The organism is Zhihengliuella halotolerans, assembly GCF_004217565.1.
Taxonomy (GTDB): Bacteria; Actinomycetota; Actinomycetes; order Actinomycetales; family Micrococcaceae; genus Zhihengliuella; species Zhihengliuella halotolerans.
In genome coordinates this window covers 1,728,383-1,742,463 of record NZ_SHLA01000001.1, presented here as the reverse complement: position 1 = coordinate 1,742,463, position 14,081 = coordinate 1,728,383, and the positions used below count along the sequence as shown (strand labels likewise).

The following is a 14,081-nucleotide window of genomic DNA, read 5'->3' as shown; positions in this document are numbered from 1 at the left end:
GAACGAGACGGAACGTCGTCGTACGGGAACGCCGCCCGGCCGCGTGCGGCGGGGTGCCGGCGCTGGAATAGAATGAAACGCGAACCAATGACCCAACCACTGTGGGAGCTACATGTCTGCCATCAGCCGTGAGGACGTAGTCCACCTGGCAAGGCTTGCGCACATCGAGATGAACGATGCCGAACTGGACAAGATGACCGGCGAACTCGCCGTGATCGTCGACTCCATCGCGGCCGTGAGCGAAGCCGCCGGAGACGATGTCCCGGCCACCAGCCACCCGATCCCGCTGACGAACGTCCTGCGCGAGGACGTGGTCGGCAAGACGCTGACGCCCGAGCAGGCGCTGGCCAACGCACCGGACGCGGACGAGAACCGCTTCAAGGTCCCGGCGATTCTGGATGGGGAGTAGACCATGAGCGAGATCATCAAGCTGTCCGCCGCCGCGCTCGCTGAGAAGCTGCGCGCCGGCGAGGTCACGTCCGTCGAGGCCGTGCAGGCGCACCTCGACCGCATCGCCGCCGTCGACGGAGGAGAACGCGGCGTGCACGCTTTCCTGCACGTCAACGCCGAGGAGGCGCTCGCCGTGGCCGCCGAGGTCGACGCGATCCGCGCGGCCGGCGGCGCCGAGGCCGAGGCCCTGCACCCGATGGCCGGCGTGCCGATCGCGGTCAAGGACCTCATCGTTACCGTGGGGCAGCCGACCACGGCCGCCTCGAAGATGCTCGAAGGCTGGATGAGCCCGTACGACGCGACCGTGATCGAGAAGGTCCGTGCCGCGAAGCTGCCGATGCTCGGCAAGACCAACCTCGACGAGTTCGCGATGGGCTCCTCGACCGAGCACTCCGCGTACGGCAACACCCGCAACCCGTGGGACCTGGACCGCATCCCGGGCGGCTCCGGCGGCGGGTCGGCCGCGGCCGTCGCCGCATTCGAGGCGCCGCTGGCCCTCGGCACCGACACCGGCGGGTCCATCCGCCAGCCCGGCGCCGTCACCGGCACCGTCGGCGTGAAGCCGACCTACGGTTCGGTCTCGCGCTACGGCGCGATCGCCATGGCGTCCTCGCTCGACCAGATCGGCCCCGTCACCCGGACCGTGCTGGACTCGGCGATCCTGCACGAGCTGATCGGCGGCCACGACGAGCGCGACTCCACCTCGCTGACGGACCCGGTTCCGTCGCTCGTCGAGGCGGCGAAGCTCGGCGCGACCGGCGACCTGACCGGCGTGCGCGTCGGCGTCATCAAGGAGCTCACGGGCGAGGGCTACGAGGCCGGCGTCCAGGCGCGCTTCGACGAGTCCCTCGCGCTGCTCGCCGAGGCCGGCGCCGAGATCGTCGAGGTGCACTGCCCGAACTTCAAGTACGCGCTCGGCGCCTACTACCTGATCATGCCGAGTGAGGTGTCCTCGAACCTCGCCAAGTTCGACGGCGTCCGCTACGGCCAGCGCGTCCTCCCCGAGGAGGGACCGCTGACGATCGAGCGCGTCATGGGCTCGACCCGCGCCGCCGGCTTCGGCGACGAGGTCAAGCGCCGCATCATCCTGGGCACCTACGCCCTCTCGGCCGGCTACTACGACGCCTACTACGGCTCGGCGCAGAAGGTCCGCACCCTGGTCCAGCGCGACTTCGCGGCCGCGTTCGAGCAGGCCGACGTGCTGGTCTCGCCGACGAGCCCGAACGTCGCGTTCGAGTTCGGCTCCAAGTCCGACGACCCGCTGGCGATGTACCTCAACGACGTCGCCACCATCCCGGCCAACCTCGCCGGCGTCCCGGGCATCTCCGTGCCGGGCGGCCTCTCCGAGGGGCTGCCGGTGGGCATCCAGTTCCTGGCCCCGGCCCGCGAGGACGCCCGCGTCTACCGTGCCGGAGCCGCCCTCGAGAAGCTGCTCGAGGACAAATGGGGCGGAGCATTGATCGACCAGGCGCCCGAGCTGGCCGCCGCTATCGAGGAGGGTGCTGCACGATGAGCGCTGCAACCGAGACCCTGGTGGACTTCGACGAGGCGCTGGAGACCTATGACCCGGTCCTGGGCTTCGAGGTCCACGTCGAGCTGAACACCAAGACCAAGATGTTCTCCTCGGCCCCCAACGCGTTCGGCGACGAGCCCAACACCAACGTCAACGAGGTCGACCTCGGCCTGCCGGGCGTGCTGCCGGTGGTCAACAAGGCCGGCGTCGAATACGCGATCATGATCGGCCTCGCGCTGAACTGCAAGATTGCCGAGACGTGCGGATTCGCCCGAAAGAACTACTTCTACCCGGACACCCCGAAGAACTTCCAGACCTCGCAGTACGACGATCCGATCGCCTACGACGGCTACATCGACATCGAGCTCGAGGACGGCGAGGTCTTCCGCGTGGAGATCGAACGCGCCCACATGGAGGAGGACGCCGGCAAGCTGACCCACATGGGCGGCGCGGCCGGACGCATCCAGGGCGCGGACTTCTCGCTGGTCGACTACAACCGCGCGGGCGTGCCTCTCGTCGAGATCGTCACCAAGCCGGTCGTCGGTGCGGGCAAGCGCGCACCGGAGCTGGCCAAGGCGTACGTCGCGGCCATCCGCGAGATCGTCAAGAACCTCGGCGTCTCCGACGCGCGCATGGAGCGCGGCAACGTCCGCTGCGACGCCAACGTCTCCCTCATGCCGAAGGGCGCGGACAAGTTCGGCACGCGCACCGAGACCAAGAACGTGAACTCACTGCGCGCCGTAGACCACGCCGTGCGCTTCGAGATCTCCCGCCAGGCGGGAGTCCTGAACGCGGGCGACACGGTGACGCAGGAAACCCGTCACTGGCACGAGGACACGCGCACGACGACGTCGGGCCGCCCGAAGTCCGACGCCGACGACTACCGCTACTTCCCGGAGCCGGACCTCGTCCCGATCGTCACGAGTGCGGCCTGGATCGAGGAGCTGCGCTCGCGTCTGCCGGAGCCGCCGGCCGAGCGCCGCAAGCGCCTGCAGGCCGAGTGGGGTTACGCCGACGCGGAGTTCCGCGACGTCGTCAACGCCGGTTTGATGGACGCCATCGAGGAGACCATTGCCGCCGGTGCGTCGGCCGCCGTCGCCCGCAAGTGGTGGATGGGCGAGATCTCGCGCCTGGCCAAGAACGCCGACGTCGAGCCGACCGAGCTGGGTGCAACCCCGGCGACGATCATCGAGCTGAACTCGCTGATCGAGGCCAAGAAGATCAACGACAAGATCGCCCGCCAGGTGCTCGAGTTCGTGATCGCCGGCGAGGGCACACCGACCGAGATCGTCGAGGCGCGCGGCCTCGCCGTCGTGAACGACGATTCGGCCCTCGGCGCGGCGATCGACGACGCCATGGCCCAGATGCCCGGCGTGGTCGAGAAGATCAAGGGCGGCAAGCTGCAGGCCGTCGGCGCCCTGATCGGGCCGGTCATGAAGGCCACCCGCGGGCAGGCCGACGCCGGCCGCGTGCGCGAGCTCGTGCTGGAGAAGCTCGGCATCGAGGGCTGACCGTCCCGCCGGCCAACCGGCGGTAACGCCCCGTGAGTAGAAGTCGTTCGAAGCATCTCGAAGCGACCTCCGCTCACGGGGCGTTGCGCATTCTCCGCCCCCGGGGCCGGGTTCAGGAGGCGATGACTCCGTCGAGGAGGCCCTTCCACTTCTTGCGGCCGTCGTCGGCCTCCCAACCTGAAGCGGGCCCTGCGCCGCTCCGTGCGATCGTTAGCGAATCGCTGTCGCCTGCGGCGGAGAAGTGGGAGACAATGAGCACATGGGATACGGCCCGGAGACTCGCAAGCACGCCCGGTCGCGGTGGATCGTGGCCGTGTACGTCGCGGTCGCGATCTTCGTAGTGGGCGCCCTGGTCGCCGTCGTGATGTCGTTCGCGGCGCAGCGTTCGCCGGAACCAGACCCGACCGACACGCCCCCGCCGACCGGCGACGTCACGCCGGTGACTCCGCCGAGCGAGACCTCAGAACCCGGCGAACCGAGCCCCGTGCCGACCAGCGGTCCGATCGACCCGGGTGGACCCCTCGACAACCAGGATCCGCACCCGGCGGACTGGGCGAACGAGACCCAGATCCGCGTGTACACGTTCGGCAGCTCGAGCTGCCCGGCCCGGCTGGACCGCGTCGAGGTCGTCGCCGCGGACGAGATCACGGTGCACTTCGACGGATCCTACGGCAACCAGGTCTGCACGATGGACTACGTCGGCAAGGAGCACATCGTCGACGTGCCGGAGGAAGCGAGCGGGCGCCCGCTCATGGTCCGCGTCCTCGTCGAGCAATAGGCCGCCGCTGCGGGTCCTGGAGCCAGTAGGCTGAACGGATGAGTCTCCCGCCCGCCGACGTCGACATCACCGACGAACTCGTCGCACTGCTGCTCGCGAGCCAGCACCCCGACTTGGAACAGCTGCCGCGTGCGCGGGCGGCCACCGGGTGGGACAACGTGGTCTACCGCCTGGGTGACGACTTCGCGATGCGTCTGCCGCGCCGGCTCTCGGCCGTCGAGCTGCTGCGGCACGAGGTCGAACACCTGCCCGCGCTTGCACCGAACCTGCCGCTGCCCGTGCCCGCCGTCGTACGTACCGGGCACCCTGGCTACGGGTACCCCTATGAGTGGGCGATCGTCCCGTGGTATCCGGGTACGAGCGCGGCCCTCGCTGCTCCCGCCGAGCGCGACGGATACGCGGTCGAACTGGCCGTCTTCCTCGCCGCGATGCACGTCGAGGCTCCGGACGACGCGCCGTCGAGCATCTTCCGCGGGACCGACCTCGCGCTGCGCCAGGCCGCCGTCGGACACCGACTGGCGGAGTTCGGTGCCGGTCTCTTCGCGCCGGCGGCGAGCGAGGGTTTCGCCCCGGGAACCGTCGACGTGCTGCGCAGCGTCGTCGCCGACGGCGTCTCCGCGGCCACCCATACAGGCCCGCCGCGGTGGCTGCACGGGGACCCGCACCCGCACAACGTCGTCTTTGGTCCGGACGGCAGGCTGGCTGCCGTCGTCGATTTCGGCGACCTGACCAGCGGCGACCCGGCCGGGGACCTCGGCATGGTCTGGCTGCACTTCACTCCGGCGGGTCGCGCCGCGTTCCAGGAGGCGTACGACGACGGCGCGTCCGTCCCGCCCGGCACCGCGGAGGCGCTGTGGCGCCGGGCTCGCGGCTGGGCGGTGCATTACGGGCTGATCGCGATCATGCACGACCCCGCCGAGCCGCTGCACGAGGTGGGTCGCCATGCACTCGCGACGCTGCTCGAAGAAGGGCTCAGTCCCTCCGTAGGCGTTCGTGTGCGAATGAATTGAAGGTAGGAAACAATGTGAGCGCAGAATCAATTTATCGCTATCTGGACAACGATTCCCCCGGGCTACTCTATTGTCCGGACGCGAAACTAGATCTCAGTCTGTTGGCTGGACTGGGTCCAGTGAAGAGAATTGTGGCGGAATTTGCCCGCGTTTCCGGTTTTCCTACCGACGTCGACTGGGGCACTCTGGAGAGACTTTGCGTGCGATGGGATCCACGTTGGTCGGTCGCTTTGGCAGGTCGAAAGCTGACTCAAGTCGAGATATCCGGCGCCGATCAGGCAGTTCTGTCAGCTCTAGGCCGTCGATTCGGCGACGATGAACTAGGCGGTGCAATTTATCTTGACAAATATAGGGCACAACCTGGCGATGCTTGGTTCCCTGCGGATTTCGAAGCGCAGCGGGTTCAACTCTCTAATACCAAGTCAGTTGATTTTTCATCAGCGTCAAATTTTGGTCACATCCACCATTTGGAGCTCGAAAAGATCTCGTCTGTTAGGGGCCTTTCACATCTGAGTCGATGCGGGCGAATCGATCGAATCTCTATTATCGATAGCTACGTCGAAGATGCCGATTATTTCTGGGAAATTCAGGCAGGCATTATTTCGCTAGAAATGCGGCAAAAAAGTCGTTCCGAATGGTTCTTGGAGAGCTGGAAGAGGCGACCGGCAGATTGGAAAGAGCGTGTTCGATTTGACGGTCTATTGGCAAAAAAACTGTACCCTGATTGGGTTGACCTCGATATATGGTCGGAGGTCTACGATTACGTTCCGAAGGTTGACCCCAATGAGAACCCATTCGAAGGAGTACTCGACGAGGTGGGCGCTTATTTCGAGGCAGAGATTCAGGAGGCTGTGGCCCCAACTACAACGAATTATGAGACTGTTGAATCTTCGCTGATGTCGGCCCCGACAGCCGGACTCGTTGCGGAGAGTTCAGCCGTGAAGGCAGTGTTGGAGACGGAATTCTGGGCGGTCGTCCAGGCGGCCCGCGATGTGGCCGGCGGAGATGTCGAGCAGCAGGTGGAAGCTCTGCGGGCGTCTCTGGGTCAGTTAGCCCCGGAGCGGATCGCCGGATTCGAGCAGATGTTCCTGTCGCTTCACCACAAGCTCTATGACTGGGGGCTCAGGGGGGTGGCGTACCTTCTGCAGGGTGGATGCAGTGATGACGGGTTCGTGGATGTCCGATCCTGGATCATCGGTCAAGGCCGCGACTTCTACGAACGGTGTCTAGCTGATCCGCGGGCGCTGGCCTCCGGTGCGCTGGAGCATCCCGAGGGGATCGGCGACGCCGAGCTCCTGGCCTATGTCGCCGATGAGGCCTACGAGGAGACCACTGGGCGCGATATGCACGAGGACTACCCGGACTTGGGCGGAGTCTTCGACGTCGACGAGCCTACCGGCGAGCCCTGGAAGGACGACGAGGAACTGGAAGCACGCTTCCCGGGCATCGAGATGCTTGATTGGTAGCCGTTTGCTGAGAATGCAGGTTTGAAACGGTGCGGTCGGTCCGGCTGAGGCGGATCAGTGTGGGGACAGTGGAATGGTTTGGCTGCACTTCACGCCAGCCGGCCGCGCCGCGTTTCGGGAGGCGTACGACGCCGCCGCTGCCGTCCCGCCGGCGAACACGGAGGCGCTATGGGGCCGGGCGCGGGGACGGTGGTTCGAGGTGGTGACGCCGGACAGCTTCGGCGAAGTCGGCGATGGCCAGCTCCGACGCGCCGGGCCGGATCAGTACTGTCCGGCCACGAGGTCCGCCATCAGGCCCCGAAACGCATCGGCGGCTTTGCGCGAGTTTTGCCCTAGCCGCGCTCGCGGGGATATAACCGTTTGAACGGCCTGGCGCACTGCGGGTGCCGGGGAGAGCGCCAGTCGACCATAGTGGGGTAGAAGTGGAAGTGCGGTCCAAAGCAGTCCAGCAACCACCAGTCCGGCGCGTGAATCAACTGCACGGCCTGAACGTCTCGGCGGTCCTGACGGAGATCTTCCGGCAGGAGGGGATCTCCCGCAAAGAGGTCGCCGACAGAGTTGGCATCAGCCCGGCGTCGGTGACGAGCATCGCCTCCCGTCTCCTGGACGCCAAGCTGATCAAGGAAGCCGAGAGGGTGACCGCGGGCCAGGGCAGGCCCAAGGTGCCGCTCGCGGTGGACCACAAGTCCACGCTGATCTTGGGCATCCACCTCGGCCCGCGCACCACGGGAGTCGTGCTCACCGGTTTGAACGGTGCCGAGATCGCCTCCGTCCTCGTGCCACACCCGGGGATGGCCGCGGAAGCCGCCTTCGATCTCATCGTCGCGGCCGCGGACGGCCTCATCGCCGAGCACGCCGCGGACCGCCCGATTCTGGGAACGGGACTGGCAACCGGCGGCATCGTCGATTCCGACTTGGGGATCATCATCGACAACCCCGGCGCCGGTTGGAAGGAAGTTCCGGCCCTGGACCTCTTGGGCGGGCGATTGCCCGGCCCGCTTTTCCTCGACAACAACGCCCGGGCGGCGGCCCAGTCGGAGCTCCTCTACGGTCATGGGACCGTGGACAACGACTTCGTGCTCATCGTCGTCTCGGCAGACCTGGGTGCCGTGCTGGTCGACGAGGGCAGGATCAGGTCGGGCGCCCACCAACGTGCCGGTTACATCTCCCACCTCCGCGTCACTGAAGATCCTGTCGAGTGCGATTGCGGTCGCACGGGCTGCCTGAAGGCGGTGGCTACGGACGACGCGGTCGTCGGCTTCTGCCGCGCCGCCGGCCTCCCGGTGCGGCAGTTCGACGACGTCGAGGCGCTGGTGGACGCGGGAGACTCCCGGGCGGTCGCGATCGTGCGGGAACGAAACCGTTCGGTCGCCCGCGCCGTCGCCGACATGCTGGATCTCCTCGACCCGGCCCTCGTGGTCATCGCCGGGACCCCGGCCGAGCGCCCCGAGATGCTGGCGCAGATCCGTGACGACGCCTGTCTGGTCGCCCAGTGCGGCGATGCCGCGGCCGAGCGGATCGTCTTCTCCAGCGACCATGCCCTCTCGCTGTCGCTCTTCGCCGCCAGCCTGGTCGTCAGCGAGGTGCTGCGCACCCCGCTGCTGTTCATGGGCGAAACCGCTGTGGAGTAGTCGGCTCCGGGGTCCAGCGGGGCCGGCCTATGCCTTGACGTCGGTCCGGACCGGACCACAGTAATCCGCCTTCGGGTGTTGACAGGACTGCTGTGCCTTGTTTACTTTAGAACTTGAAATAAAGATGTGGTGTACCACACACTCGTCCGCTGCGGTGCTGCAGCCGGACCCGACCCAGGAAGAGGAACTCTGTGAAACGACCACGGAAATTGGCGGCTGCGGCAACAGTGGTGTTGCTGACGGCGACCGGATGCGCGTCGGCGGCCGATGAGGGCAGCTCGGAGGGCGGTGTTGCCGAGCTCAGCTTCATGGCGACAGAGCCGAAGAGCATCGTCCCGCAGAAGGACATCGGCAGTCAGATCGGCATGGCGCTCTGCGCCAACCTGATGGAAGTCAATGTCGAGACGCAGGAACTGGAGCCGCTGGCCGCCGAATCGGTCACCAGCGAAGACGCCCAGACTTGGGACATCACGCTTCGTGACGGCTGGACCTTCCACGACGGCACGGCCGTCACCGCGGACTCCTTCGCCTCGGCGTGGAACGCGACAGCCACCGGCTCCAACGCCTGGCAGGGCAACGGAACGTTCGTCGCCTTCGAGGGCTACGACGAACTGAACCCGAGCGACGGTTCCGCTCCCGCGACTGAGACGCTCTCCGGCGTCGAGGTGGTCGACGACACCCACCTGACGGTCACGCTCAACGCGCCCAACGCCGACTTCCCGAAGCTGCTGAGCACGAACCCGACCTGCCCGCTGCCGGCTTCGGCTTTCGAGGACCCCGCGGCCTACGACGAGGCTCCGGTCTCCAATGGGCCCTACAAGTTCGCCTCCTGGGACCACAACCAGCAGATCGTGTTGGAGAAGTGGGAAGACTTCCAGGGGGACCCGGGCTTCAGCGGTGGCGCTGACCGGCTCGTGGGCAAGATCTACACCTCGATCGATCCGGCCTACACGGACATGACGGCCGGCAACCTCGACATGATCCGCAACGTGCCCGCGCCCATGGTCGAGAAAGCGTCCAGCCAGCTCGGCGAGGAGGCGCTCTTTGAGGTGCAGACGGCGTCGAAACAGCAAACGCTACAGATCCCGGACTACATCGAAGAGCTCAAGAGCCCGGATCTGCGCAAGGCGATCTCGATGTCCATCGATCGCGAGGCCATCGCCACGTCACTGCTGAAGGGTCACTCCACTCCGTCCGATTCGCTGGTCCCGCCGTCCCTCGCTTCCTACCGCGAGGGTGCCTGCGATGCCTGCACCTTCGACCCGGAGGAAGCCAAGAAACTCCTCGAATCCGCTGGCGGTTTCGATGGGACCCTCGTGATCGAGAGCAACTCGGCCTCGGAGCAGCAGCTCGTGCAAGCCGTGGCCACGCAGATCCAGGACAACCTCGGCATCAAGGTCAAGCTCAGCCCGAAGCTCGGCACCGAGCTTTCCGAGCGCCGCAACAACCAGGAACTCGAGGGCGCACTGTTCGGCCTCTGGGGCTGGGCCTACATGTCGCCGGATCAGTACCTGAGCCAGTACGAGACGGGCGGTGACGGAAACGTCGCCACCGGCTACTCGAACGAGAAGGTCGACGCCCTGATGGAGCAGGCGCGCGGCGAGCAGGATGAACAGGCATCCGCGGACCTCTACGCCGAGGCTGAGGCACTGGTCATCCAGGATCTGCCGGCCATCCCGCTGTTCATTCCGACCGACTATGGCCTCCGGTCCGAGTGCGCGGAACTCAATGACGTACAGGGCGACCTGCAGTACTACCGCGCGGGCTACGCCTGCTAGCACCCCCGGTACTGCGTGCAGGCCCGACCCCTCATCCGGGTCGGGCCTGCACGCCCCGATTCGATAACTGTTAGGTGGAGTAATGCTGGGTTACAGCGTTCGGCGCGTCCTGCAGATGATCCCGGTGCTGATCGGTGCCACGTTCATCATCTACGCACTGACGTTCCTGATGCCGGGAGATCCGGTGGCGGCCCTGACCGGTGAACGGCCGCTGCCCGAGAGCACGGTCGCGCAGATCCGTCGGGCGTACCATCTGGATGATCCTTTTCTGGTGCAGTATGGGCACTACATTTTCGGGCTGTTCCGCGGCGACTTCGGGATCGACTTCTTCGGGCGCCCCGTCCTGGGGCTCATTTTGGAGCGGCTGCCTACGACTTTCGCACTCGCACTGACCGCCTGGGTCCTCAAGCTCTTCATCGGCCTCGTGATCGGCGTGTACGGTGGGCTGCGCCATGGCCGCGCCGGCGACCACTTTGCTCTGGTGTTCACTGTGGTCTTCATGGGCATCCCGGGATTCGTCATCGCGCTCGGTGCGCAGACGTACTTCGGCGTGCATCTCGGCTGGGTGGACCCGGCCGGCACGCGGGCCGGTTGGCCCATAGCTTTCATTCTTCCCGCGCTCGTCATGGCGATCGAGGCAGCGGCCGGCCTGGCCCGGTTGACGCGCACGTCACTTGTTGACGTCCTCCGCGCCGAGTATCTGCGCACTGCGCGGGCCAAGGGGCTCTCCCCGCAGCGGGTCGTCTGGGGCCACGCTCTGCGTAACGCCATGATCCCGGTGGTGACGTACCTGGGCTTGTCGCTGGCCGGCATGCTCGGCGGCGCGGTCATCATCGAGGCGATCTTCAACATCCCCGGGATCGGCGGCCTGCTCGTGAGCTCGATTAACAACAAGGAAGGCACCGTCGTCGTGGGCATCGCCACGATGCTCGTGCTGGTCTACCTGGTCTTCAACCTCCTCGTGGACCTGACGTACGGAATCATCGACCCGAGGGTGAGGCTATGAGCAACGCACAACCCATGATGTCCGAGGCTGCGGAGACCGACGGCCCGCCCGTCTCGACGCGCCTCGCGCACAAGCGCCGTTGGTGGCTGCGCCCGCGCTTCGTGATCTCCGGTTCGATCGTCGCCCTGATGATGCTGATGGCCGCCTTCCCGCAGCTCTTCGCGGGGTTCGGTTCGGACCCGGCGGCCGGCTGCGACATCCTGAAGTCCAATCAGCCTCCCAGCGCGGACCACCCGTTCGGTGTCGATATTCAGGGCTGCGACTACTACACGAACGTCATCTTCGGGGCGCGCGCGTCGATTCTCGTGGGAATCGTGGTGTCGCTGATCGCGTTCGTGATCGCCGCGATCGTCGGATCGGTGGCCGGGTACTTCGGCGGCTGGGTCGATGCTGTCATCTCCCGCGTGTGCGACATGGCCTTCGGCCTGCCGTTCATCCTGGCGGCGATCGTCGTCCTGCAGCTCTTCAGCGAGCGCAACGTGTGGACGGTGATCTTCGCGCTGGCGCTCTTCAGCTGGCCCGGCGGCGTGCGCTTCATGCGCTCGGCCGTCATGGAGGTTCGCAACCGCGAGTACATCCAGGCCACCCGGCTGCTGGGCGGTTCCAACATGCGGATCATTCGCAAGCACGTCGTCCCCAACGCCATTACCCCCTTGCTGGTCCTGCAGACCTTGGGTGTCGGCGGCATGATCTCGGCCGAAGCGGGGCTGACGTTCATCGGTATCGGGCTCACCCCGCCGTCGGTCTCCTGGGGTCTCCAGCTGGCCTCGGCGCGCGAGTACATCGACGCCGCACCGCACCTGCTGATCTTCCCGGCGATCTTCCTGACCATCACCGTGCTCGGCTTTGTCCTCTTCGGTGAGGCCCTGCGCGACGAGTTCGACCCGAAGGGCAAATGATGACGAACTCACTAATCGCAGACGGTCCGGCCGCAGAGCCGCTGCTGCAGATCAGGAACCTGCGCGTTGAATTCTCCACGTCGCAGGGCACGGCGACGGCGATCAACGGCGTCGACTTCGACGTCGACCGCGGGCAGAGCCTCGGGATTCTCGGCGAGTCCGGATCGGGCAAGTCCGTCACGGCCCGCGCGGTCATGGGCATCCTGGATACCCCGCCCGCGCGCGTCGTCGACGGTACCATCGCGCTGGCCGGCGAGGACCTACTGACGGTGACCGACAAGCGGCGCCGGCAGCTGCTCGGGTCGAAGATCTCGATGGTCTTCCAAGACGCCCTCAGCGCCCTGAACCCGGTTCACCCGGTGGGCCGCCAGATCGGCGAGCTCTTTCGCGTGCACCGCGGGATGAGCCGCAGGGACGCCAAGCGCGCGGCGATCGAGATGATGGACCGGGTCCGAATCCCGGCGGCGGCCAGCCGCGTGAACGACTACCCGCACCAGTTCTCCGGCGGCATGCGCCAGCGCATCGTGATCGCGATGGCGCTCGCGCTCGAACCGGACCTGCTGATCGCGGACGAGCCGACGACGGCGCTCGACGTCACCGTCCAAGCGCAGATCCTCGGCCTGCTCTCCGAGCTGCAGCGCGAGAACAACATGGGGCTGATCCTCATCACCCACGACATCTCCGTCGTCCGCGAGGTCACGGACCGCGTGGCCGTGATGTACGCCGGACGCATCGTGGAGACCGGACCGACGGGCAGCGTTCTCGGCGCCCCGCGGCATCCGTACACGCGGGGCCTCGCGGACTCCGTCGCTTCCAACGAATTCAAGGGCCGGCCCCTGCCGGCGATCGAAGGCAGCCCGCCCGACCTCCTGCACCCTCCGGCCGGCTGCTCCTTCGCCAGCCGCTGCGCCTACGCCGACGCGACGTGCCAGGTGACCCCTCCGGTCCTCGAACCGGTTGGTTCCACTAGCCACGCCGCCTGTTTCCACCCTTTGGAGGTGAACGACCATGCCGCACGACGCAGCTAAACCGATTCTCGAACTACGGGGCGTCCGACAGCACTACCCGGTCACCCGGGCCCTCCCGATCGGGCCCCGCAAGAGGGTCAAGGCCCTGGACGGGGTCGACCTGCAGCTGTACGCCGGGGAAACCCTCGGCGTCATCGGGGAAAGCGGCTGCGGCAAGTCCACGCTGGCGCGCATCATGAGCGGGCTCGAGAAGCCGAGCGAGGGCAGCGTGCTGTTCGACGGCGTCGACATCAACAGCCTGCGCGGCGCCGAGCGGACCGAGATGCGCCGCAACATTCAGCTGATTTTCCAGGATCCCTTCGCCTCGCTGGATCCGCGGATGACGATCGAGCAGATCCTCACCGAGCCGTTCGAGATCCATCCCGACGTCGTGCCCCGCGCCCAGCGGCGGGCCAAGATCGCGGAGTTGATGGAGCTCGTCGGACTCAACCCCGACCACCTGCAGCGCTACCCCCCACAATTTTTCCGGCGGGCAGCAGCAGCGTATCGGGATCGCCCGTGGCATCGCCCTCAATCCGAGGGTTCTGATCTGCGACGAGGCTGTCTCCGCGCTCGACGTCTCGGTCCGGGCGCAGGTGGTCAACCTGCTCGACACGTTGCAACGGGAGATGGGGCTCGGCTACCTGTTCATCGCCCACGACCTGCAGATCGTGCGCCACATCTCCGACCGTGTCGCCACGATGTATTTGGGCCGCGTGGTCGAGTCGGGCCGCTACGACCAGGTGTACGAGAACACGGCTCACCCCTACACACAGGCGCTGCTCTCCGCAGCCCCAGAGCTGCGCGGTCAGGGATCCGACCGGCGCCTGATCCTGCTGCAGGGTGACCCGCCGTCACCCGTCGATCCGCCGTCGGGCTGCCGTTTTCACACGCGCTGCCCGATCGCCCGGCCTGAATGCGCCGCGAGCGAGCCGGCTCTCGTCGAGGAGGCCGGTGAGCAGGAAGTCCGCTGCTTCTTCCCGGGCCCGCTCGACCCCCAGCACAACTAGCTCGAATGAAGCACGACACAAC

General features: G+C 66.6%; 12 protein-coding genes and 1 pseudogene. All 13 read left to right on the top strand.

The features are described from left to right. The first annotated feature begins 112 nt into the window (after window positions 1–112). The 13 genes and pseudogenes from gatC to EV380_RS16985 all read left to right on the top strand — a co-directional run bounded on the left by gatC (window position 113) and on the right by EV380_RS16985 (window position 14,059). Entirely contained in the window at window positions 113–409 is a 297-nt protein-coding gene (gene gatC, locus EV380_RS07880) for an Asp-tRNA(Asn)/Glu-tRNA(Gln) amidotransferase subunit GatC (protein WP_102157552.1), read from the top strand. A gap of 3 nt (window positions 410–412) precedes the next feature. Beyond that, complete coding sequence (gene gatA, locus EV380_RS07875) at window positions 413–1,963, top strand: Asp-tRNA(Asn)/Glu-tRNA(Gln) amidotransferase subunit GatA (RefSeq protein WP_102157553.1); 1,551 nt, start codon at window positions 413–415, stop codon at window positions 1,961–1,963. Continuing rightward, window positions 1,960–3,474, top strand: a complete 1,515-nt coding sequence (gene gatB, locus EV380_RS07870) for an Asp-tRNA(Asn)/Glu-tRNA(Gln) amidotransferase subunit GatB (protein WP_130450523.1) — start codon at window positions 1,960–1,962, stop codon at window positions 3,472–3,474. The genes gatA and gatB overlap by 4 nt, the downstream gene beginning before the upstream one ends. A gap of 259 nt (window positions 3,475–3,733) precedes the next feature. Further along, complete coding sequence (locus EV380_RS07865) at window positions 3,734–4,252, top strand: hypothetical protein (RefSeq protein WP_130450521.1); 519 nt, start codon at window positions 3,734–3,736, stop codon at window positions 4,250–4,252. A gap of 38 nt (window positions 4,253–4,290) precedes the next feature. Beyond that, complete coding sequence (locus tag EV380_RS07860; RefSeq protein ID WP_130450519.1) at window positions 4,291–5,262, top strand: aminoglycoside phosphotransferase family protein; 972 nt, start codon at window positions 4,291–4,293, stop codon at window positions 5,260–5,262. A 14-nt stretch (window positions 5,263–5,276) separates the two neighbouring features. Further along, window positions 5,277–6,728 carry a DUF4240 domain-containing protein gene (locus tag EV380_RS07855; protein ID WP_130450517.1) on the top strand — a complete coding sequence of 484 codons (1,452 nt, stop codon included), beginning with the start codon at window positions 5,277–5,279 and terminating at the stop codon, window positions 6,726–6,728. A gap of 467 nt (window positions 6,729–7,195) precedes the next feature. Beyond that, a complete protein-coding gene (locus EV380_RS07850) occupies window positions 7,196–8,359 on the top strand; it encodes an ROK family transcriptional regulator (protein ID WP_130450515.1) in 1,164 nt (387 codons plus the stop codon). Window positions 8,360–8,550: 191 nt separating this feature from the next. Then, on the top strand, window positions 8,551–10,137 hold the full coding sequence (locus EV380_RS07845; RefSeq protein WP_130450513.1) for a peptide ABC transporter substrate-binding protein: 1,587 nt from the start codon (window positions 8,551–8,553) through the stop codon (window positions 10,135–10,137). An 82-nt stretch (window positions 10,138–10,219) separates the two neighbouring features. Further along, entirely contained in the window at window positions 10,220–11,143 is a 924-nt protein-coding gene (locus EV380_RS07840) for an ABC transporter permease (protein WP_130450511.1), read from the top strand. Continuing rightward, window positions 11,140–12,042, top strand: coding sequence for an ABC transporter permease (locus tag EV380_RS07835; RefSeq protein ID WP_242607539.1), 903 nt, complete (start codon window positions 11,140–11,142; stop codon window positions 12,040–12,042). Before EV380_RS07840 ends, EV380_RS07835 begins: the two co-directional genes overlap by 4 nt. Next, the gene (locus EV380_RS07830; protein WP_207219361.1) at window positions 12,042–13,070 is read left to right on the top strand and encodes an ABC transporter ATP-binding protein; all 1,029 of its coding nucleotides are present in this window, start codon (window positions 12,042–12,044) and stop codon (window positions 13,068–13,070) included. Before EV380_RS07835 ends, EV380_RS07830 begins: the two co-directional genes overlap by 1 nt. Next, window positions 13,051–13,449: pseudogene (locus tag EV380_RS16990) on the top strand (ATP-binding cassette domain-containing protein); the annotation flags it as partial. The gene EV380_RS07830 and the pseudogene EV380_RS16990, both read left to right, overlap by 20 nt. 196 nt (window positions 13,450–13,645) lie before the next feature. Next, complete coding sequence (locus EV380_RS16985; RefSeq protein ID WP_341272764.1) at window positions 13,646–14,059, top strand: oligopeptide/dipeptide ABC transporter ATP-binding protein; 414 nt, start codon at window positions 13,646–13,648, stop codon at window positions 14,057–14,059. Window positions 14,060–14,081 lie beyond the last annotated feature (22 nt).

Bases quoted from the DNA above. Each gene is read 5' to 3' on its own strand.
- gatC (WP_102157552.1), top strand. From the start codon at position 113: ATGTCTGCCATCAGCCGTGAGGACGTAGTCCACCTGGCAAGGCTTGCG.
- gatA (WP_102157553.1), top strand. From the start codon at position 413: ATGAGCGAGATCATCAAGCTGTCCGCCGCCGCGCTCGCTGAGAAGCTG.
- gatB (WP_130450523.1), top strand. From the start codon at position 1,960: ATGAGCGCTGCAACCGAGACCCTGGTGGACTTCGACGAGGCGCTGGAG.
- EV380_RS07865 (WP_130450521.1), top strand. From the start codon at position 3,734: ATGGGATACGGCCCGGAGACTCGCAAGCACGCCCGGTCGCGGTGGATC.
- EV380_RS07860 (WP_130450519.1), top strand. From the start codon at position 4,291: ATGAGTCTCCCGCCCGCCGACGTCGACATCACCGACGAACTCGTCGCA.
- EV380_RS07840 (WP_130450511.1), top strand. From the start codon at position 10,220: ATGCTGGGTTACAGCGTTCGGCGCGTCCTGCAGATGATCCCGGTGCTG.
- EV380_RS07835 (WP_242607539.1), top strand. From the start codon at position 11,140: ATGAGCAACGCACAACCCATGATGTCCGAGGCTGCGGAGACCGACGGC.
- EV380_RS07830 (WP_207219361.1), top strand. From the start codon at position 12,042: ATGACGAACTCACTAATCGCAGACGGTCCGGCCGCAGAGCCGCTGCTG.